The 22,024-nt window shown below is 61.5% G+C and carries 11 protein-coding genes and 1 pseudogene; 2 read left to right on the forward strand and 10 right to left on the reverse strand.

All coding sequences use genetic code 11. From position 1 onward, the window contains the following. The first annotated feature begins 32 nt into the window (after positions 1 to 32). On the forward strand, positions 33 to 716 hold the full coding sequence (locus AC1Y2B_RS09990) for a hypothetical protein (protein WP_482252935.1): 684 nt from the start codon (positions 33 to 35) through the stop codon (positions 714 to 716). Between the two features lie 4 nt (positions 717 to 720). Next, entirely contained in the window at positions 721 to 12,222 is an 11,502-nt protein-coding gene (locus AC1Y2B_RS09995; protein ID WP_482252936.1) for a calcium-binding protein, read from the forward strand. Between the two features lie 116 nt (positions 12,223 to 12,338). Here the strand turns inward: AC1Y2B_RS09995 and AC1Y2B_RS10000 are convergent, their stop codons facing one another. The 10 genes and pseudogenes from AC1Y2B_RS10000 to AC1Y2B_RS10045 form a co-directional block, all read right to left on the reverse strand. Beyond that, the gene (locus AC1Y2B_RS10000) at positions 12,339 to 12,545 is read right to left on the reverse strand and encodes a Pam3-gp28 family putative phage holin (RefSeq protein WP_482252937.1); all 207 of its coding nucleotides are present in this window, start codon (positions 12,543 to 12,545) and stop codon (positions 12,339 to 12,341) included. A gap of 13 nt (positions 12,546 to 12,558) precedes the next feature. Then, the gene (locus AC1Y2B_RS10005; RefSeq protein WP_482252938.1) at positions 12,559 to 13,212 is read right to left on the reverse strand and encodes a TIGR02594 family protein; all 654 of its coding nucleotides are present in this window, start codon (positions 13,210 to 13,212) and stop codon (positions 12,559 to 12,561) included. 107 nt (positions 13,213 to 13,319) lie between these two features. Beyond that, positions 13,320 to 13,655 (reverse strand): hypothetical protein, encoded by a 336-nt coding sequence (locus tag AC1Y2B_RS10010; RefSeq protein ID WP_482252939.1) that lies wholly within the window; start codon positions 13,653 to 13,655, stop codon positions 13,320 to 13,322. Between the two features lie 86 nt (positions 13,656 to 13,741). Then, positions 13,742 to 14,593, reverse strand: a complete 852-nt coding sequence (locus tag AC1Y2B_RS10015; protein WP_482252940.1) for a hypothetical protein — start codon at positions 14,591 to 14,593, stop codon at positions 13,742 to 13,744. 3 nt (positions 14,594 to 14,596) lie between these two features. Further along, positions 14,597 to 15,010, reverse strand: coding sequence for a hypothetical protein (locus tag AC1Y2B_RS10020; protein ID WP_482252941.1), 414 nt, complete (start codon positions 15,008 to 15,010; stop codon positions 14,597 to 14,599). 1 nt (position 15,011) lies between these two features. Further along, complete coding sequence (locus AC1Y2B_RS10025; protein WP_482252942.1) at positions 15,012 to 16,061, reverse strand: DUF2793 domain-containing protein; 1,050 nt, start codon at positions 16,059 to 16,061, stop codon at positions 15,012 to 15,014. A gap of 48 nt (positions 16,062 to 16,109) precedes the next feature. Beyond that, a complete protein-coding gene (locus tag AC1Y2B_RS10030; protein ID WP_482252943.1) occupies positions 16,110 to 20,066 on the reverse strand; it encodes a baseplate multidomain protein megatron in 3,957 nt (1,318 codons plus the stop codon). Between the two features lies 1 nt (position 20,067). Then, positions 20,068 to 20,586, reverse strand: a complete 519-nt coding sequence (locus tag AC1Y2B_RS10035) for a C40 family peptidase (protein WP_482252944.1) — start codon at positions 20,584 to 20,586, stop codon at positions 20,068 to 20,070. 3 nt (positions 20,587 to 20,589) lie between these two features. After that, positions 20,590 to 21,474: a DUF2163 domain-containing protein gene (locus AC1Y2B_RS10040; protein ID WP_482252945.1), complete on the reverse strand. Its 885-nt coding sequence runs from the start codon at positions 21,472 to 21,474 to the stop codon at positions 20,590 to 20,592. Next, positions 21,471 to 21,662 (reverse strand): annotated as a pseudogene (locus tag AC1Y2B_RS10045) (DUF2460 domain-containing protein); the annotation flags it as partial. The pseudogene AC1Y2B_RS10045 and the gene AC1Y2B_RS10040, both read right to left, overlap by 4 nt. Positions 21,663 to 22,024: the final 362 nt, after the last annotated feature.

Consider the following 22,024-nt stretch of genomic DNA (forward strand, 5'->3'; position numbering starts at 1 on the left):
TAATGGGGCGAATCGCGCGGGGGAGGGATGGGATGCTGTCATGGTTGGGAAGGCTTGGTGGGAACGTGATGTCGGTCTTGGAAATTCGGTGGGTTTCACCCACCCTACGCTTGCTAAAGAACGCTGACGGGTGGAAAGGTACTGAGACGCGGGTTCCACCTGCCCAACGCGTCCAGTTAAGTAAAAAAGTTGGGAATTTCTTGATCTCAAGGACGATGCGCTGGCTGTTATTGGCAGTTGTAGCTATTTATCCCTCGGGCGTTTGGGCGCAGGACGCGGACCAGAAAGTTGTGGATGGCTACGTAGAAAGCTGTGTTGCTGCATCCGAGGAATCAGGTGAGGCGGCAACAGGCGCTACTTGTGCGGAAATAGTTCATTCAAAGTGCTTGGCTGACCTGGGCCACGATGTCTTTTCATCTCGATCGTGTTGGGACGCTGAATTCATTTCATGGAATCAGTCATTGTCCGAAACAACGCTTCGACTTAAGAACCTTTTAGATACAAAGCGCGGCGGAGTTGCTCGACGCTTAGGTTTGAAGTTGGATGAATCCAATAACAGCTTTGAGGTTGCTTACCGGGCGGTTTGTGGGTTGGAGGCCGAGCTTCTTGAAGGGACTCCTGCCAGTGTCACGGCATCCTATACTTGCCCAATTCGGATGATTAGTCAAAGGGTGGTCGAGGTTCAGGCGATAGTCAATATCATTGCGGAGGAATAGAATCATGGAAGTTACCGTAGATCAAATTACCCAGATTCTGATTGGTGCAGAGATGGGTGGCAACCTCAGCAATACTTATAAAGCAAGCCTTGCCGTGCCGAATTCGATTTGGGGAGTCGATCGATCTGGAAATAGTAGCGGCATAACTTTTGGCGCTGCTCAGTTGGACATTGCAAATAATAAAGTAGCCAGTGGCGCTTATACAAATATGCTAACTTCGGCACGATTTGCACCCGTCCCAATTGTAAATGATGAAAACTACGCTCGCCTGACCTCATACAATGGCGTGCAACGCCCGGATCTTCAGCCTGGCCTACACGATACGATTCGGAGCGATTTGAAGACCTTGACCGCTGTTTTCAACGAACCAGCATCAAAGGCAATAATCGATTCAGCTACGAAATCCTATCTTGCGAGAGATGTTCTTCCCAAGGTGCAGAACTTCCTATCAGCCATTCGGGAGGTTTGGGGCCGCGAAACAGTTTTCGAGTCGGAAAATGACGGATATGCAGAGTCGTTGTCGGCAATCGTCTCTCTGATTAATAGAACTGGGAATGTAAATGGTACAACCCGATGGTTTCAGAAAGTAGAGCCATCCACCTCAGACATTGTTCAACAGAGGTACAATTCTGCTCTTGGAAAGAATGCCGATTGGGAACTTGTCCAGTTGGGCGCTAAGCAATTGACTGAGTACCTCTCCAAAGAGCCAAGTTCGATGCATGACGCAGTTGCCGTTGCGTTGTCAAAAGCATTTCATAATCTTGGAATGGACAACCTCGCAGCTTTGGCCGCAATGGATGTCTCTTATGTTTACGATGACGGGATTCTGCGTGCAGTGGCGCGCGGTCAAGTTTCGCAAATTGACAACACCTCCATTTCAGCCCGTCAGATCGGCATCGACGCCTACGTGAGAGAGCAGCAATTGGCTGCGGCGCGGGCAGATGCGGCGGCAAATGGACACCACCCCGACGATGGGGGTTCAGGTGGCCCGGGTTCAGGGCGAGCCGAAAATACCTCGATTGTAACGTCAGGGGGTAGCGGAGCGAGAAATACCCAGACTACCGGTGGCATTGGACTTGGCGGCAGCGCGGGTGGAGATGCCCGACGCGAAGGGACTCAGAACGGGACTGTGTCCGGTAGCGCTTCGCATTCTGTAACGGATAGCCACGGACGGACACGGGGTGATGATGGGTTTGTGGGCGCACAACCCATCCTCCTCGACCTGAACGGTAACGGGGTCGAGATCGCGACGCTTGACCGCTCCAATACCTTCCTCGACTCCAACGGCGACGGGTTGCAGCACCGGACGGCCTGGGCGGGCTCGGGCGATGGGGTGCTGTTCTACGATGCGGGGAATGACGGGAAAATCTCCGAGGAGCGGGAATATGTCTTCACGGAATGGGACCCGACGGCCAAGGATGATATGGCTGCCCTCCGGTCGCGGTTTGACTCGAATGGCGATGGCAAGCTGACCTCGGCGGATGCGGCTTGGGCCAATTTCAAGGTGATGGTGACGAACCCTGACGGGACGCAAACTGCGAAGACGCTGACGGAGCTTGGCATCACCGAAATCAACCTGCGGCCGGATGCCACGCATGTGGGGTTCGATGACGGGTCAGAGATCACCGGACAGACGACGTTCACGATGGGCGGGGTGACCCATGTTGCGGCGGCGGTGACGCTGGTTGCGGACGCGAACGGGCATCAGGTGACGCAGACGGTGTCCTCGACGGGGGCGGATAACAAGACCATTGTCAGCGTGACCAAGGATGCGGCTGGCCATGTGATCAGCCAGATGAATTCGGTCGTGACGGGTCTGACCTCGGCCACGGTGGTTACGACGAACTCGTATGACGACAATGGTGATGGTGCATTTGATCGGGTGCAGGTGATCACGCGGGCGACGGCGGCGGGTCAGGTGACCGAGACGGTGGCAGATTATAAGGGTGCCAGCACCGGGACGGGCGCGCTGGTAGACCGGGTGATGACGGTGACTTCGGCGGATGGCACATCGGTGTCGATCAGCCGGGACGCCAGCGGTGGCGGCTGGTACAATGAGACCGAAGTGCGGACCATCGCGACGGGTGGCACACGGACGACGGTGATCACGGAGCTGGCGCAAAACGGGACGGCGATCAGCAAATCTTCGGAAACGATGTCGGCGGATGGGCTGACGCGGGTCATCAGTTCTGATCGTGACTTCGATCAGGACGGCGCTTCGACGGGCGCCTCCTTGTGGACCGATGCGAACGGCACGGCAGAGAAGGGCAATTTCGAGACGGTCGAGACGCATGTCATAACCGGGGCAGCTGCGGCGACGCGTACGGAAACGGTTTCCGTCAGGAACGGCGATGGCACGCTGCGGTCCAGCTCGATTCTGACAACGACGGACAATGGTAAGACCAACTCGGTGGTCAGCGATCTCGACGGCAACGGGAGCACCGATGTGCGCGATACCCGCGTGATCGTTGTCAATGCAGACGGCAGCACCACATCGACGGAGACGGTCAGGAACGGGGATCTTTCGGTTCGGAGCGTGGTGACCACGACCCAGGCGACAGATGCGCTGTCGAGCACGGTCGCCGAAGATCGCAATGGCGACGGCGTGACGGACGCGACCACGACGGATGGTACGGTCATCGACGCTTCAGGCGGCCGGGTGCGCACGACCGTGATCACAAATTCCGATGGGACCGTGCATTCCGGCCAGAAGACAACGCTCGGGGTCGATCAGATCACCGCGACGCGTTTTGCGGATTTGAACCTTGATGGAACATTCGGAGCCAGCGAGAAGCTGCGGGACGTCACGGTCACCGGAACAGGTTCAACCCTGACCGTGACCGAGTGGGATTGGGACCGGACCTTCAACGGTTCCATCAACAGCCACGTTGTTGCCGTCACGACGAACGGCGGTCTTACCAAGGTTCAGAGCATTTTTGAGGATGCCGATGCCACGCTTGACACCAAGATCTTGGAAACCATCACCAGCCGGACCGGGACCGGCGGGGCAATCGAATATGTCGATTTCACGGACACGCAGAACTCCGACGGGACGTCTCGATCCGGTGTCGAAAAGGTGACTTCGGCAGACGGGCTGACGATTACAACCTATGTCGACCGCGATCATCACAGCTTTGGCGGGACGGCCCCGACCTTTGACGTCAAGTCAGAGGACAAGACGGTTCGCAACAGCGATGGATCGGTCACCGAAACGGTTCAGCAATGGGCCATCGGTCAGGGATATGACGCGGCTGGTGTGTTCGTGGGTGCCGCCGGAACCGCAACCTTGCAGTCCGCGTCCACGACGCTGCTTTCTGCCAACAGGCTGACCACAACCACGAGCGTTGATGCCAATGGCGATCTTCATGTTGACCAGATCACGACGAAATCGATTGGAGTAGGCGGTGAAACCACCGTCACGGTTGTCGACTACTTCGCCGATGGCGCATCGAACGGATCGGGATTCAATCTTGGCAGCGTGGCCGACAAGACGGTGAAAGTTGTTTCGGCAGATGGGCTGACCTCCGACACAAAGGTTGACAGGAACGGCGACGGCATCTTCGAGACCGAGGTGAATGACACTGTCCTGCTCGGGGCGGATGGCACCACCACGGAAATCCTTGATACGACGAATGCGAACCGTGGGCTGCGCGGCCGGACAGTGACGGTCACCAGCGATGATCACCTGATCACGACGGTAAAGACCGACGTCAACGGTGACAGCAACGTCGCCACGGGAACCGGCTTCGATCGGATCTCGCAAGGCATCAAGGTGCTGAACGCAGATGGCTCGGTTCAGGAAACGCAGACGACGACGGCGGCAAACGGCACCTTGCTTGGCCAGACGCAGACCACAACCAGCGACGATGGGTTGAGCGTTGTCGCGAAATCGAACGCCGATGGCGATCTGGACTTCGACATCATCCGGACCGAAACCACCAACCTACTGACCAATGGCGGCACGACCACGATTGCAACCACGGCTCTGGCAACCGGCGCAGTTCTGTCGATCGACAAGACGGAGTTCACCAACAACGGCCGTACCGTAACCACAAGCCACGATGTCGACGGGGACACGAACTTTGACGAGGTGCTGACGCGGTCCGTCGGTGTCGACGGTACAGTGACCACGGCTACGCTGCGGAAGGATGCGTCCGGCGCGACGCAAAGCCAGGTGATCCAATCGGTTCTCGGCGACCATTCAAAAACCATCACAAGCACCGATTCAGATGGCAACAATTCCTTTGAACGGATCACGGTCGACGCCTTGGCCTTGAACGCTGACGGATCCCGGACAGAGACGATCTTCGCCGAACTTTCCAATTCGGCGGTGTTTCAGCGGACCTTCATCGAGACCAGCGACGACCATCAAAAGATCACGAAAACCCAGGACCTGAATGGCGATGGGGTGATTGACCGGCAATCCATTTCCACGGCGTCGGTCAACAGCGCCGGGGTTACCACCGAGACAAGTGATACCTATTCCGGCGGGGCAATCGCAGCAACGGCTGCCCATCAGGCACAGGGCACCACGCATGTGGATCAACTGACCCGCGTGACAAGCGCGGATCACCGGACGGTGACCGAGAGCTTTGACCAGGATGCGAACGGGTTCAACGACCGCGTGTCGGTGACGACGATTGCGGCCTCGGGTGACACGACCGTTTCCACCAGCTTCAATTCGCGCTTTGGCGTTCTTGTGGGCACAGATGTCACGGTGACCAGTGCCAACGGTCTGACGCGATCAGAAGCCGTGGACCGCAACGCGGATGGCAGGGTGGATCATTTCATCAGCGATGTGACCACGCTGGAAGACGATGGCTCCACGTTGCGACACGTCGAGCACCGCGATGACCGGTATGTCATTCACGGAACAGAAGACTTCGTCCAGAGCGATGACGGCCTCTTCAAATCGGTGGCACTGGATCTCGACGGCGACGGGGTCATTGAATTCCGCAGCGAGGACCGGACGGTCTATCAGGCTGATGGCGATGTGTTGCGAACACTGACAACCTTTGATGCCGCATCAAACCAGCAATCCCTGATCACCACCTTGACCAGCGGCAATGGGCTCCTGACCACGACTTCTGCCGATTACACAGGCGATGAGTCCATCGACCGGCTGTCGACGGTCACGCGCGCGGCGGACGGATCCTGGACTTCGCTGACCCGCAATCTCGGGGCGGGGACCGACCTCATATCCTCCACGTTTGAAAGCCAATCTGCGGATGGCCGGACCCATGTCATCGAAAATGACCTGAACGGGGATGGATTTACGGACCGCCGCGTCGTGTCGACGATCAATCCGAACCAAACGACCCAAACGGTATTTGAGGACGTGGCACGGGACGGAACCAACACGAAGTCGATCAGCGAAACAGCGCTGGCCAATGACACGCGGACAGAATTCGCGATGGACTTCGGCGCCGATGGGACTGTCGATCTGACCCGCGCCTCGACGATCAGTTTCAACGCGGCGACAGCGACAACCGCCCCTGGCGGGAAGGTCGAGACCTTCAAGGAAATCTACGGGACAGGGCATACGGCCTATGTCGAGACCAAGACCACGTCTGCGGATGGATTCAGGGTTGCAACGACATTCGACATTGACGGCAATGGTTCGGTTGATGGTACGTCGCTTTCCGTCACAACTCTCAATGCCGATGGCAGTCGCAGCCTGCGCGAAGAAACGCGATATGGGGCCGCAGCCGATGGCGCCTTGCGTGCCCTGCATACCATGGAGACGAGTGCCGACGGTCGGACAATCGCGGTCAAGGACGATTTCGACGGCAACGGGCTTTGGGACAAGATCGATACGATTGAAATTGGTGCGGACGGATCGCGTGTCGAGACAGAAATGGCCTACGGTGTCGGCGGCATGCGCGGCCAGACTTTCATCACCAAAACCTCGGCCGATGGGCTGATCTCGACGATTGCGCGGGCAGGCAACGCGCAGACCATCATCCGGTCCGAGGTGAACAACGGCAGCTACATTTGGGACAACGGCGTCGGTGGAGCAGGCCACCAAACGGTCAGCCATGAGGTGGACGGGCTGGGGATCGAGACCTGGACGGTGAGCGAACTTGTGTTCAATGGCACGACGAACATAACGGTCACCAACGTCGCGCGCCTTGATGCCACAGCTAAGACCCAGGCGATGACGGATGCCGCGCAGATCTATGACACGGTGCTGGATCGCGGCATCGACATGAACGAGGCTGAGCTTCTGGCGCGGTTTGTTGTCAATGGCCAACTGGACCGGCTGGGCCTGACCTCGGCATTGGTTGGCTCAGCGGAGTTTCAGACGCGCTATGATTCAGCCAATCAGTCCAATGCCGAATTCGTGGCGCAGATTTTTGAAAACGCCTTCGGGCGCGGCACGACCCTGACAGAAATGGACAACGCGTTGCATTCCCTGGGCTCCATGACGCGGGCCCAGTTCGCTTTGCAGGTCAACGATTCCATTGAGCATGGCGTTGTCGGCAATGGGCATCTGTCGACCAACAATTTCGACGTTATCATGAACCCGGCGGTGTTTGAACGCAGTCTGGACAGGGTCTTCGTTGAAAATGAGGCCAAGGCCATTGTCGACGTTTTCTACGATCGCGAGGCAACTGCGGCTGAGAAGCAGTATATTTCGGACTGCCTCCTCAAGGGTACGGACACCACCCTGGCAATCGTCAATCGTTTGCTGAACACGGACAGCGACATAAATGGCGATCATTCCCACAGTCTGCTCTGGTATCAGGCCAGCAACGGTGACTTCGTACAACAAGCTTTCCTGAACGGGCTCGGTCGGGGTCCGAGCGCCGATGAGCTTGCCACCTGGGTTGATGATCTGGGTGCTGGCCGGTTGACGAAAGCGCAGTTTGTCGTGGCCCTTGCGCAAAGCATCGACCATGACGGCGCCATCAATCTGCACAATGCCGTTACTGGCGGCGCACCCAACCCCGTGCTTGGAACAAGTGCCAACGAAACGCTCTATGGCGGCAACAACACGGACTCGATCGATGGTCAGGCTGGCAATGACGTCCTCTACGGCGGAGACGGCAGCGACAACCTCTATGGCGGCCTCGGGGTTGACACCCTCGATGGGGGGAATGGCAGCGACCACTATTTCTGGTCGAATGGCCAAGGCAACGACAGTGTAGCGGACGGCGGCAGCTCGCGAGCTGATACGGACACCCTCGAATTCGTGAACCATGCAGCAGCCGGTATAACTGCAAGCCGCGACAGCGGCTCGAATGATCTGAAGCTGACGGTCACCTCGACCGGCGAAACGATCACCATCAAGAACGAATTCGCCGGCGGCGCAGATGGCCGGGGAATGGAACAGATCGTGTTCGACAATACGACGGGGAGCCCAACGGTCTGGACCCGCGACGATCTGATTGCCAAGGTGGCATTGTCGGGCACCACGAGTGCCGTGAATTTTGTGGGCTCCGGTGACAGAGATATTCTGACCGGCAGCAGCGAAAACGACAGCCTGCCCGGCGATACCCTCTCCGGCGGGGCCGGGAACGATACGTTGCAGGGTCTTACTGGCAAAGACTCTCTGGCGGGCGGGGATGGCGGCGATACCTACATCTGGAGCCGGGGCGACGGCGCCGACACGATTGACGATCAGGGCGCCTCCGTCACGGAAATCGACAAGCTGATCCTGAATGGGGTCAGCGCCACGGATCTGACCGTTTCACGTATCGCGGGCAGCACGACGCTGACCCTTGCGGTTGCCAACAGCGTGGGCTCGACAACGGACGGCGCCACCTTGGCCGTGCTGAACCGGTTCGGCAGCCTGACGGCAGGAAAGGGAATCGAAGTGATCCAGTTTGGCACGGATCCGATTGCGGTCACTTGGTCGCTGGACGATCTGCTGAGCCATGCCGGCACGACCTCAAACGCGGGGACAGATTATGGCGACAGTCTGAAAGGCACGACGGGCGTAGACACGATAAACGGTGGAAATGGCGATGACACGCTGGAGGGCGGGACCGGGATCGATTCCTTGCTGGGGGGTGCGGGTGCCGATGAATACAGATGGTCACTCGGCGATGGGGGGGACACGATCGAGGACCTTGGCAGTTCCGTGACGGAGACCGATCGCCTGGTTCTGCACGGGGTGAGTTCGTCAGCAGTCACCCTGACCCGGGCAACTGGCAGCATTGATCTCGTGATCCACACCGGGACCGCCAACATTACCGATCAGGACCGGTTCAATATCCCGCTTCCGGGCCGTGGGATCGAGTCGATCGTATTCGATGACGGCGTGGTATGGAATCTGGACGACATCGTCGCCCGTACCTGGGTCAATGGAACCGGGGCGGCTGATACTCTGGTGGGGCAAAGTATTGCCGACAATCTGTCTGGCGGGGCGGGCGCTGATGTCCTGACCGGCAACGACGGCGACGATCTTCTGAATGGTGGTACCGGCAATGACACGCTGAACGGCGGCAATGGCAATGACCAGTACCTTTGGTCTGCCGGTGATGGCAGCGACACGATCACGGACACCGGCAGCGCTTCCGCCGAGGTGGATTCCCTGACCCTTGGCATCGCCTCGACGGCGGCGACGCTTGCCAAGAGTGGCAATGACCTGTTGATCACTATCGCCGGCAGTTCGTCGCTGATCACTGTGACGAACCGCTTCATTGCCGGAAGCGGCAACGGCATCGAGCTCATCGCCTTCAATGATGGCGTCACGATTCAAGTTATGGACGACCCTGTTGCCACGGAAACCATCACGGGTACTGGCAGTTCCAACTATACGCTGAACGGCTGGGCCTTCCGGGACAGTCTGGTCGGAAATGTGGGCGCTGACACACTGAACGGAGCCGCAGGTGAAGACACGCTGAGCGGTGGAAAAGGCGTGGATTCCCTGCGCGGTGGCGATGGGGCGGATGAATACCGGTGGTCTCTCGGTGATGGCAACGACACGATCGGGGATCTTGGCAGTTCTGTGACGGAAGTCGACCATCTGGTTCTGACCGGGGTGAATTCGACGGACGTGACCCTGACCCGGGCAACTGGCAGTGTGGATATCATCATTCACACTGGAAATGGCGACATCACCGACCAGGATCGGTTCAACGCCCCGCTTCCCGGGCGCGGCATTGAGTCCATCACGTTCGATGATGGCGTGACCTGGATGCTGAATGACATCTTTGACCATACCCAAGTCACAGTTGATGCCTCCGGCGGCACCCTGAACCTGATCGGTACCACCTTGCGCGACAATCTCGTCGGAAACGCCGCGGTCAACGCGCTGTCAGGCCTGGATGGCGACGATACCCTTGTCGGCAACGGCGGCGCGGACTCCCTGGTCGGTGGCAATGGCGATGACACTTATGTCTTTGCCAGGGGCGACGGGAGCGATACGGTCAATGATGCGGCCACCTCCGTCGCTGAATCGGACATTCTCGATTTCAGCCGGAACAGCACCGCTGCGCTCAACATCGCCTCGACGGACGTAACTCTGACCCGCGACAATGCTTCGAACGATCTGAAGATCGCGATCAACGGAACCATCGAGGTGATCAAGGTTCTGAACCGGTTCAGCGATCCGACCTTGGGCTATGGGATTGAGCAGATCATCTTCTCGGATGGCGTGATCTGGACGTTGGATGATATCCTCAATCACACGACCGCAACCTCGAGCGGCACCTTCTCGGGCACGGGTTACAGGGACCACCTTGTCGGAGGCGCCGGCAATGACGTGATCAGTGGCAACGGCGGCGATGACACGATCGAGGGTGCGGCAGGCAACGACACCCTGTGTGGCGAGACGGGCAATTACGGTGGCAGCGGCAACGACACCTACCTGTGGTCGATCCATGACGGCAATGACGAAATCCGGGACTTTTCGACGTCCCTGACCGAGGTCGACACCATTGACCTTACGCGCGGCGACAATGCGCTACTGCATGTGTCATCGGACATGGTTCATTTGAGCCGCGTCTCGGGCAGCAACACCCTCCTTGTCACCATCATGGAGGGTGCCGCTTCCGAAATCCTGACGATCACCAACCGGTTCAACAATGTGACAACCGGCTACGGGATAGAGCGGATCGTCTTCAGCGACACAGTCTGGACGCTGGATGACATTCTGGATGCGACCAAAGTGAACGGCACTGGCATCGACGACGCCCTTACCGGGACAACCTATCGCGACAATCTCTACGGCGGGGGCGGCAAAGATACGTTGTTGGGCGGTGACGGTGACGACCGGCTTTATGGCGGTGCCGGGGCGGACTCGCTGAATGGCGGGAATGGCGCGGATATTGCCAGTTATGCAGATGCGACGATCGGCGTGACTGTCGACCTGACACTGGCCATCCAAGATTCATTGCAGGGCGGCGAAGCGGCCGGTGATGTTCTGACGCTCATTGAAAGTCTGGAAGGCAGCAGCAGCGCCGACACTCTGAACGGCGACAGCACGTCAAACGACCTTTGGGGGCTTGCCGGTGATGATCGCATCGTCGGGCAGGATGGATTCGATCGGCTCTACGGCGGCGACGGCAACGATACACTCCGAGGTGACGGCGGGGCTGACCTGTTGGACGGCGGTACCGGAATTGATTCAGCCTCCTATAATGCCGCCGGGATCGGCATTGTCGCGGACCTGCAGTCTCCGGGAACAAACTCAGGTCAGGCGGATGGAGATACCTATATCAGCATCGAAAACCTTGTTGGATCGATCCATGACGACACCTTGAGAGGCAATGACTCTGTCGCAGGCGGCATCGACGGCGCCAACGTACTTTCCGGGGACGACGGGAACGACGGTCTCGACGGAAGAAGCGGAAATGACCACCTCTATGGCGGGAATGGGGATGACAGCCTCGATGGGGGGGCCGGAAACGATACTCTGGACGGTGGCGCCGGTAACGACGCATTCGTCGTTGACTCCAACGGTGACGTGCTGGTCGAAAGTGCCAATCAGGGCACCGATCTGGTGACGAGCTCCATAACCTTCACCTTGGCCACCAACTTCGAGAACCTGACGTTGACGGGCAGCTCGGCCTTGAACGGAACCGGCAATGCCGTCGCCAACGTGATCACCGGCAACACGGGCGCGAACAACCTGTCTGGGCTTGGCGGCGATGATGCCCTCCTCGGTCTCGGCGGCGTCGATACGCTGAACGGGGGGACCGGCAACGACAGCCTGACCGGTGGCCTCGGGAATGATAACCTGACCGGCGGAACCGGTGCCGATCACTTTATCTATTTCAACACCAGCGGTGGCACCGACACCATCACCGACTTCAATGAGCTCAACGGCGGTGCCGAAGAGGGCGACGTGCTTGAATTCCAGGGCATGCTGGTCGGCACTTTCGTCTACCTCGGCACAGGAGCCTTCACCGGCGGATCCGACAACTCCGAAGCCCGGATCTCAGGCGCTCAGATCCTCGTGGACACCAATGGCGATGGCGTCGCCGACATCACGATCAACCTGACCGGCCTGACCGCAGTCACCCAAATCGCGACGACTGACTTTCTCTGGAATTGAGCAACTGCGGGGCAAGCATCCGTGGGGATGCCATGGTCATATCAATCTTATGCTGCTGGACTGACCTGCAAATTCAGACCAAAGGAGCTTTCGCCAGACAGGCCCGCCGGAAGCGCTCAACGGAATAAGGTGTTGCGCCTTGCCGGCAGCACTTTACCTCGCCCCTTCTTGTCAGCCACCGACCAGATTACCGACCCGATGGTCAACATAGCGCCGATCACCGGCTCGACATCAGACGCCTCGACATAGCCCTTCGCGACCAGCGCCGTGCCGGCCACAGTAAGGATCTGGCGTACAATGGCCAGAATTGCAGGTTTCAGCATGGTGTTCTCCCGTTCAGAGTTCATTGGTCGTGGTGAGGAATTCGCCGGGCTTCATGGTCGGCAGGCGCTGAAGGCGAGGCGGCCAGGTCGCGGGCCAACGCGCGCCGAGGAGGCGGGATTTGGCGATGCGGGCCACGGTCACTGCGTCGGACTGGTTGCCGCCCAGCACGTAGAAATGTGAGTCGTCCTGCCCGACGGCGAAGCCCACATGCCCCCCGGAGCTGCGTTCAAAGATCAGGACGGCGCCGGTAACCGGTTGAACCGCCTGCCCGAACAGGAGCCAGTTGCGAGCCCAGTACGGATTGGTGCCGAGTGCACCGAGGAGCGGCTCATCGGGCAAGCCCATGCGGATGCAGGTTTCTACAAAATCACCGCACCAAGGGTTCTTGCCCGGATCGCCCAGACTGCGGCCATCGCGTTTCAGCCAATCCATCAGCCACGACCGATCGCGGGCCTCGTGACGGCCCAGCGCGGTTTTCGCCTCGGTGATCCACGGCAGGGGTCCTGGTGGGCCCAGCGATGCCGCGCGGCCATTGGCGGCGATCAGCTGCTTCAACGCCCGGGCGGTGCGCACGCCCCACTGGCCGTCAATGCCGCCGGGTGTGTGCCCAAGTTGGTCAAGGCCGGTCTGGATCAGGCGGATGGCTTCATTTGGGTCGGCAGTCATGGTCTTCCTCCTTCTGCCCGGGTTGCGGGCATGGTCATGGACAACAAGAAAGCCCGCCGAAGAGGCGGGCCGGGATGGTTCCGGCGGTGGATTAGGTTCCGGTCGGCTCAGGGGCGCTGCGCCAGTTCGCGCAGGAGCGTGTTCGTCTCGCGGGCCTGTTGCTTCAACTCGTTGATCGACACCGACAGCGCATCAAAGCGGGTGTCCTGCCGGGTCGCGCTGTTTTCCAGTGTGCGCACGCGGGCCTCGAGTTGAGCGGAACTGGCCCGCTCGGCCACGATCATCTCGCGGGTTTCGGTCAGGGCGGTGGTGAGGCGGTCGGCGGCGCTTTGCAAAGAGGCCAAAGTCCCGCCGCCCCACCAGATCAAGCCAGTGGCTGTGACCAGCATGGTCCAGGCCATTGCCTTGTTGATGGTGATGCCGCGGTCGCCGTTGTCTTCCATGGGTCTGTCCCTTCCATTGATACTGCTTCGGCGGGGTTGTTGGGCGCTGCAGACCAAGGCCGCTGCCTTGGTCTTTCGGCCGATCTTCAACTCCAGTAAACGAGGGCGAAGCCTGGTCCGCCCTTGCCACCCGCGCCGCCGGTGGTGCCGCCACCTCCTCCACCCCCGCCAGCACCGGGGGCAGCATCCCCCCCATCGCCGCCGAGGCTGGCATTGGACGATCCACCCCCGCCGCCGCCCAGAAAGAACATCTGCGGCGGCCGGTTGAGCGACCCATCCTCGCCCCTGTTCGATCCGGCAGCGCCGCCGTTCACAGTCGGGATGAAGCCGGTCCCGGTGACGCTGCCGCCCGCCTGTCCTCCGCTCGAGACCCCGCCACCTCCTCCGCCGCCGGTCACGAACTTGCCGGAGGTCGAGACGGTGTAGGAGGCGCCCGCTAGCCCGGTCTGCGCCCCGCCCGCGCCGCCCTGGCCGCCTGCGACAGAGTTGAAGCTGATGGCGGAAGTCAGGATTCCGAGCGTGGTCAGCATGGCCGCGCCGCCAGATCCGCCCGGACCACCGCTGACGGAGGATCCGCCCGTGCCGTTGCTCCCGGCATCAGCCCCGAGGAAGAGGCTCGCGACATTGGTGCTCGGGCTGATCGCCGCCCGGCTGTCCAGGCCACTGCCGCCTGATCCCAGAAATAGAAACAGCTTGCGATTGGGCAGCAGAAAGACAGGGATCGACCCGCGCGTGATGGCTCCGGCGCCACCCGCGCCGCCGCCACCCCGGTTGCTCGCGGCAACTGCGCTATGTCCGGTGCCGCCATTGCCGCCCGCGCCGACGAGGATCAGGTGCAGGAGGTTGGCGCTGTCGGGCAGATCTACAGCGACCCATTGACCCGTGCCGATGATCAGCCGGGAGGCGCCCGGTTCAAAGGGTTGAGGGATACCGCTCATCCGTCAGTAATCCGCATATTCGGCGGTGACGATGACACCGGCGGCGATGGCGGTGCCGATTGCGGCGTAAAGCTTGTAGCCCGCCTGGATCTGAAGATTGAGCGGGATCTCGTAATCGATGCCGGCGGCGATCTGAGAGATCGTCGTGGCGGGCAGGGTGATCTCCTTGATCAGCGCGGTGTTGGCGGCCGTGCCGAGGGCCAATCCGTTGTTGAGAAAGATGCGCAGCACGGTGGCAAGGTTGGTCCCCAAGGGCTTGACCATGAGGCGCTTGACGAAAGCACCCTCGGATCCGGCGACCATGACCTGCGCGCCGGCGGTGCTGGGCGCCGTCAGCGACGTGTCCGCGGCTGTGATCGCACCGGACCAGCTGTTCTTGACTGAAAGTCCGAAGATCGGTGAGGTATTTGCTGCCATGTCAGTAGGCTCCCATGCCTTGAAGTCGTGCTTGCAGGATGCCTTGGCCGAGTGAGGTCTCGACCAGGGCCAGTGTTCCGGACCTGTCGGGTGCTTTGAGGGTGCGTGTTGTCGCTGGTGCAATCAGACTGGCGTCGAAGGCGATCTGCTTGGACGGCGTGGTGATGTTCTGGATGGTGAAGGCGGTGTCGGGAAAGATCGTGGCTGTGCCGGACGGGGCAGCCCATGAGCCGTCTGCGCGGAGATAGTTCGTGGTTCCGCCGCCCGAGCCGGGCGCCAGCCCCTTCAGGCTTGATGTGAAGACATCCAGAAGTGCTGTCGCATCCCCGGCAGAGAGATCCTCGGGATCACCCAAACCCGCAGACGTTCGGCCCTTGATCGTGCCATGAGCCATCTGTGCCGCCTTGGCATTGGTCACGGCGTGGGGCGCGATCGTGGTGGCTGTCGAGCCCCCCGGTGTCGTTAGATCGCCGGTGAGGGCGGGCAGGTTCGCGGCGGGCAGATAGTCCGTGAAGGTGTTGGAGGCAAAGCTGATCGTCTTGTTGGTCAGGGTTGCGGCATAACCATCGAGCACGATGGTGCCGCTGGCATCGGGGAGCGTCAGGGTCCGCGTGGTCCCAGCCGTAATCCCGGCAAGCTCGACCCTTGCCTGTTTGGTGGCATCGCCATTGTCCTGCCAGGTGAAACTGGCGTCCGAGAAGACTGTGCTGGTGAGCAGGCCCCATGTGCCGGTCAGCGCATCCCAATAGAGGAGGCGGCGCGTGGCCACATCCCAGGCCTGCCAGCCGTCGAGGGGGGCATAGAAGGCCCAAGCGCCATCCTGCCAGGCGGCGATCTTCGTGGCCTGTCCAACCCACGCCCCAGTGGGGGAGGCTGCCACGATCCAGCGCTGGCCGTTGGAGGGACTTAGTGGTGGCGATGCCAAAGCCGCACTCTGGACGCTGATCTGGATCACGGCGTCGAGGCCGCGCAGGGCCTCGTTCACCGTGACATGCTTTTGCGCCTGGTTCGCTGCCAGAAAGGGCAGGACCAGGTTGGGAGAAGTCGTCATGGGGCTTCCTCAAGCTGATAGGGAGGGTTGGACCGCAGTGATTGCGGCTCAGGCAGTGAGCGTGCACGTTGCAGGCGCGCCGCGACCAAGTTGGCCGTTTTGACAGATGCGCAGGCGGAGCATGGTGATGGGCGCCCCGAAGTCTGCCGTCTGGTCGGAGGCCAGATAGGTCCAGGACGGCGAGACAAGGCTTTCGACGGTCCGGATGACAGCGCCGTCACCGTCCAGCACATCGACGTCATAGGACTCGGTCGTCTCGCCAAGTGGCACTTCAGGCGCCAACCAAGAGTCCCCCGAGAGCGCCCGCGTGCGCCGCACCCAAGTGACCGCGATATCGCCGGATCCCGTCCAGACGCCTTTGACCCGGACGGGACTCCACGGGCGCAAGCCACGTCCTTGCGGTGTGAACATCAGCCCCAGATTGACCGGATCGCTGGCCGACCGGTCGATTGGGCCAAAGAGCCAGTTCCACGGCATGCCCAACTCCCCCTCAGTAATGGGCAGCGGCACCAGCGGTTGGCCGAGGATCACGACCCGGCTGCCTTTGGGTGCAACGGGGACTATGGCATCCTCGGTGCCGGACTGGCCGCGCAGGAGACGCGAAAGACGCCAGCGCCCGGGCGAGATCAAAGCGGCTGTGCCGAACTGAAGGATCTCCCAGGTGCCAGGCGAGGTCTGCAGCGCCAGTGCATTCGCCCCCGCAAACAGTTGCTCGTCCGTTACGCTGGTGAGAGACCCGGAGGCCAGATCGAGCAGCACGGTGTTGCCGAGGTCAAAGCGCCACGAAGGACCGGCAGGCAGCGCATCTGCAAGGACGCCCATCTGTGCTGGTACCTGCCCGGTTGCAAAGAGCGAGAAGCCATCAAGCGAAGCGCTGCGCCAGATCGCGGCTCTTCCATACCATGGCGACGCCGCGACGGCGGCCAGCGGGCGCCAGGCTGGAACATCCTCGCTCAGTTGCGGCAGATCGAGGATCACGGCGTCGGGTGGTCCGAAGACGGTCGGGATCGCTGGGGCGCTCCCCCGAGTTGGCCCCTCTGCCAGATCATAGACCGCAGCGTCATGGCGCACGGCGTCGCTGCGGCGCACGGTGCTGTCCGCGATCTTGGTCAGGACGAAGTCGAGGTCGCGGCCGTCATGGGTGATCGTGACGACATCGGTCGGATCCAGTGCCAACCGGGACGGCGGAAGAGCAAAGGTCGCCGTCTCGCGCCCGACCCAAGCTTCCAGAAGCGCGCGGCGCGCATTCTGGTCCGCCGCCGCTGGCGGATGTGCGATGGCAAATTGCTCCGCCGCCACACGCACGGAGTCCACCGTGACCCGCCGCGCCTCCACCGTCACCGCCTCGTAATTCTCATCCGCCGACAGGAGCCGCCACTTCAGGACGCGCGGCAGTTCAGTCTCCTGCGCCCGGGTGAACTCGATGGGCTCGGCATCGGCACTGCCCGCCGCCACAAGGGTGCCGGGATCAATCGCGGCGACTGCCGACCCACCCCGAGGCACGAACCGCAATACACCCTGGCTCTCGACTGCATCAAAGCCGAAGTAACGCGCCAAGGGCGCAATCGAGGAGCGCGGGCTCTCAAGCGCGGTGATGACATAGCCCGGCACGAGATCGGCCAGACGTGAAACATCGAGGGCGCCGAGGTCGATCCCCGACCGAGCACAGAGGACCGCGACCAAAGCCCCAAGGCTCGCAGTGCCAAGGCGCCCGTTGAGCCAGCGGCCCAAGGCCCAATCCGAGGTGTCACTCCAGACATCGGTCCGCGACGGAAAGGCCGGGAAGGGACGCGCGTCCCAGGATGTGACGGCACACTCGCCCATGTCGATCATGGGGCCGCCATATACGGCAGAGACCGGGTTCTTCGATGCGTCCGTCCAATAGCTGACCTGCGCCTCGAGGTGCCGCCGCTGGATCAGGTCGTCGCGCCGACCGTTCGAGAACCATGGCAGGGCGCTGGCGCTGCTCTTGGCATCCACCGTGACGCTCGGCTGGTTGGCGCCCTTGTCCACGGCCGAACAGCCGAGCTGAAGGAAGCGGATAGGCTTGGACTGGGGCACCCATGCCGTCGAGGTGCCGCTCTGCACCCCGCCCGGGCGATTGCGGTGCGTGCTCAGCCACCAGTTCCGGAGGTCCTTGGGCCGGAAGACCCAAGGCTTGCCATAGATGGGATCCGCGATTGGCGTGCGGATTTGTGCGATCCGGTCGCTGTCCGAGGCATAGGTCCAGTCGTAGAACTCCCCACCCTCAATGTTGGACTTCAAATATTCCGGATCATTGATCCCGGTCCAGCCGCCACCGGCATCGAGATGGGCTGAGCCATCGCGCCAATCCGCTATCGGTGCGAAGGCATTGATCCCCACGAAGTTGATATTGCCGTCCGACCAGAGCGGATCGAGGTGGAAGAAGACATCGCCCGGGCCATCCTCGGGCCGGTGACAGGCATAGTCGTCCCAATTGGCGGCATAGCTCACCTTGGTTCCCGACCCGAGGATCGCCCGGCAGTCGGCAGCAAGGGTTCGCAGGGCTGCGACCGCAGGATAGGTGCTGGCACCGGAGCGCGCCCGGGTCAGGGAGGTCAGGACCGAGCCGATCAGGAACGTGTCCACGCCCCCGGCGGCCACACAAAGCTTGGCATAATGCAGGACCATCCGCCGATAGCCCCAATCCGAGGGCGATCCGGTCCAACTGACAGCCGTGCCGCTCACAGAGAAGTTTGCACTCGTGGCCAAGCCGAAGAACGCCGCGATCTGTGCCGCCGCCGACCCTGTCTTGTCGACCGTGCCAGTCTGACCGGGGGCGGGCGAGATCGTGATCTGGCCCTGTCCGGGATAGGCGGGCTGGCCCAAAGTCGCAGCGTTGGCGCTGTAGGGGTTTGGCAGGGTGTTCCCGGCAGGCACATCCATCGTGACCGAGGGGGAAAAGGCGATCCGCTTTCCCCGGGCGCGCAGTTCGGCGATGGCGTGCGCCACCGCGAAGTCTGAAGGTGTGCCGCCGAAGGCCGGAAGGCCGCCGGTCTGGCTGATCACATGGGCGCCGGCGCGTGTGACCCCACTCACGGCCCAAGATTTGGGCGTAGTGGTCTTGGTGGCAGTGTCCACGCCGGGCTTGATCTGGCAGGACCCGGCGCGCAGATCAGTGCCGAACCAGTTGACAGCGAGCGTGACGCTTTCGAGATTGGGCGCCACCTGTTCCAACTGGTCCAGCGAGGCTAGGAAGTCGCACTGCCCCGCCGTGCTGGTCTCATTCTCGGGATGGCTGGTGCCGCTGACCGAGCGCAGCACCGTCTCGGTGGCAAGACCGAACTCGCCATGACCGGGGCTGAGGTTGACGGCGCGGATGGCGTCTTCGAGCGCGCCGCTGGCGGAAGTCGGTCGCAGGACTTCGAAGGAGAGCTGCGGCAAACGGTTGCCGAACTTCTCAAGCGGCAGTTCTTCGAAGACGACGTAGGCCAGACCGCGATAGGCCGGGGCGTTGTCCGTGCCCATCTTCGATTGGATGAAGGGATCGGGCATCTGGCTCTCGGTGCCGAGATAGACGCGCCAGACCGCACCTGGCACATCGAAGGGTTTGCCATCTGCCCAGATGCGGCCGATGCCCGCGATTGGTCCTTCGCAGAGGCCCACGGCGAAGGAGGCGGAATAGGCATAGGTCGTGGTCTTGACCTTGCCGCCCCCGCCACCCTTGCCGCCGCCGCCCTGCGTGGTGGTCGTGGCTGCCTCGAGGAAATCGGTGGCCCAGAAGATCGTGCCGCCGATCTTCATCCGACCATAGAGGTTCGGGATCACTGCGCCCTCGGTCGAGGAGGTCACGCGCAGGCTTTCGAGACGCGCGCCTTCGGAGATTTGGTTCGGCTGAAAGGAAGCAGCAATCCGGCTGTCGATGATCGTGCCGACGATCGATCCGGCTGCCTGACCAATGACAGCACCGGACAGACCGAGGATTGATCCACCGAAGCCAGCGCCGATGGCCTGACCTGCAGCCGCAAGAAGAAGAGTTGCCATGTCAGGGGGCCTCGGGCTTGGGAAAGGCGGGATCGCGATGGGCGGAATTGACGGCAGCGGGATAGAGAAAGGCGAAGGCCATACGGCGCTGCCAAAGGCGCGTGAACGGCTCTTCGATCACGGCCGTTCGGTCATAGGCATGGATGAGTCTCAAAGGGTCAGGTCCGCCTCCAAGGCTCGCCGCGAGAACCCCGCAGTGCTTGGCCGGAACCGAAGGAGCCATCCGAAAGAGAAGCAGGGCGCCGGGTCCGGCCTGATCGACGGGGACTTCGATCAGGAACCGGCGCGCGGCCTCAAGAAGCACTTCCCGGCCACCGACCTCGCCCCAATCGCGCGTATAGGCGGGGACGGCAAAGGGCTCGCCTCCATGCAACTCGCGCCAGATGCCACGGGCAAGGCCCAAACAATCGGCCCCAGCGCCCTTTGTGGAAGCCTGATGCAGATAGGGCGTGCCGATCCAGGCGCGTGCCCGGGCGATCACGACCGAAGGATCGGCCGCGCGAAGGACAGGGTCTTGCATGGATCAGATCCGTTTGGCGAGCGGGGCGCCATTATTGGCGTCGCCACGATTGGGATAGCGCAGAGTGGCCTCCTCGCCCGGCATCTGGGGAAAGCCCCGGAAGTTCAGCGCATTGGCGAATTTGGCCCGGCAGGTGGCAAACTGCTTGTCGCAGCCCACAGTGGCGCGAAAACTGTCGCCCAGCGCAATAGCCCGCACCGGCACTTCGAAGAGCGTGAGGACCCCGCCGACAAAGCCAGCGATCTCGGCCCTGCGGCCCGCATTGGCCCCCGTGATCCAGGTGACCAGACCTTGGGCGAAGACCTGTTCGTCGAAGCCAGTCAAACTTGCTGATGCAAATCCACGGTCTCCGGCGAGGCTGGACACAGTCCCGGCGACGAAGCGTCCCGCCAACGTCAGGTCGACGCCACAGCGCGCATCGCCAAGATCAGCATCGCAGTAATATTGATATGTGCGCCCCACGGTCTGGTTCAGGAAATGGGTGAGCGAACGTACTTCAGCGACAAAGCTCATGCGCCCGCGCCGGATCTCGCCCAGATTGCCGCGCCGCATCAACACGCGCTGGTCGGTCGCCTGCCAGTTCACACGCCAGACTTCGATGGCGGCATTGTCCCACCGCCCATCCAGAATGTCGGTCTCGGTGATGACATCGGAGGTCAGGGCGCCCTCGACGTCCTGGGAGTCGACACCAAAATCCTGCGACACCCGGATTTCCGAGGGCGAGAAGCCGCTCTCCGGCGCGAATGTGGTGCCACCGAAAACCAACGGCAGATCGTGGTCGGTGAAGCCGAAGATCATGCCATCGCGTCGTTCAATGCGCCAACACCAGGCAAGGGTCGTCGTGCCCTCATCGAGATGGGCTTGCAGTCCAGGGGGCAGGATCTTCATCGGCGTACCTCGATCAGGGGAATGGAGGTGATCGTTCCCAGCCGCTCGAGGTCGAGCGTCACCGGCAGATCGTCGGTGTCAAAGCGGACCGGCACATCGAATTCGAAACCCGCGGTCAGAACGCCGCCTGCCACGGGCGGCGAAGCGAAGGTGACGATTCCCGTGGTCGGATCGACGGTCCAGCCGGTGGCGGGTCCGGTCACTTCGGGCGTGCGGATGCTCCCGGCATAGATCGTCAGGTTCCGATCCCCTGTCCCGTAAGAGCCGATGCAGAGGAGAAGCTTGGTGACCCCTGCATTCGGCACCATGTCAAAACTCCAAAGCCAGTCCATGCCGCCGAGGTGGGTGGCGGTGACATTCGAGACGACGGCGCAGCCGGAACCGGTCTGATAGGCGACCGGGGCGGCATAGTGGCCACGGATCCCGGAATCGTAGAGCGGTGAGCGGACCAGCACCTCCGGTGTCAGTGTCGTGCCTTCCTTCATCCAGGCTTTGACCCGGTAGGTTGTCCCCGGCACCACGGGGGAGCCCAGATAGCCCGGTGGTCCGC

The organism is Stagnihabitans sp. (assembly GCF_964946895.1).

What these genes read in the sequence shown, in the direction of transcription:
- AC1Y2B_RS09995 (WP_482252936.1), top strand. Translation starts at nt 721, where the DNA reads ATGGAAGTTACCGTAGATCAAATTACCCAGATTCTGATTGGTGCAGAG.
- AC1Y2B_RS09990 (WP_482252935.1), top strand. Translation starts at nt 33, where the DNA reads ATGCTGTCATGGTTGGGAAGGCTTGGTGGGAACGTGATGTCGGTCTTG.
- AC1Y2B_RS10005 (WP_482252938.1), bottom strand. Translation starts at nt 13,212, where the DNA reads ATGACTGCCGACCCAAATGAAGCCATCCGCCTGATCCAGACCGGCCTT.
- AC1Y2B_RS10025 (WP_482252942.1), bottom strand. Translation starts at nt 16,061, where the DNA reads ATGACGACTTCTCCCAACCTGGTCCTGCCCTTTCTGGCAGCGAACCAG.
- AC1Y2B_RS10000 (WP_482252937.1), bottom strand. Translation starts at nt 12,545, where the DNA reads ATGCTGAAACCTGCAATTCTGGCCATTGTACGCCAGATCCTTACTGTG.
- AC1Y2B_RS10020 (WP_482252941.1), bottom strand. Translation starts at nt 15,010, where the DNA reads ATGGCAGCAAATACCTCACCGATCTTCGGACTTTCAGTCAAGAACAGC.
- AC1Y2B_RS10030 (WP_482252943.1), bottom strand. Translation starts at nt 20,066, where the DNA reads ATGGCAACTCTTCTTCTTGCGGCTGCAGGTCAGGCCATCGGCGCTGGC.
- AC1Y2B_RS10040 (WP_482252945.1), bottom strand. Translation starts at nt 21,474, where the DNA reads ATGAAGATCCTGCCCCCTGGACTGCAAGCCCATCTCGATGAGGGCACG.
- AC1Y2B_RS10010 (WP_482252939.1), bottom strand. Translation starts at nt 13,655, where the DNA reads ATGGAAGACAACGGCGACCGCGGCATCACCATCAACAAGGCAATGGCC.
- AC1Y2B_RS10035 (WP_482252944.1), bottom strand. Translation starts at nt 20,586, where the DNA reads ATGCAAGACCCTGTCCTTCGCGCGGCCGATCCTTCGGTCGTGATCGCC.
- AC1Y2B_RS10015 (WP_482252940.1), bottom strand. Translation starts at nt 14,593, where the DNA reads ATGAGCGGTATCCCTCAACCCTTTGAACCGGGCGCCTCCCGGCTGATC.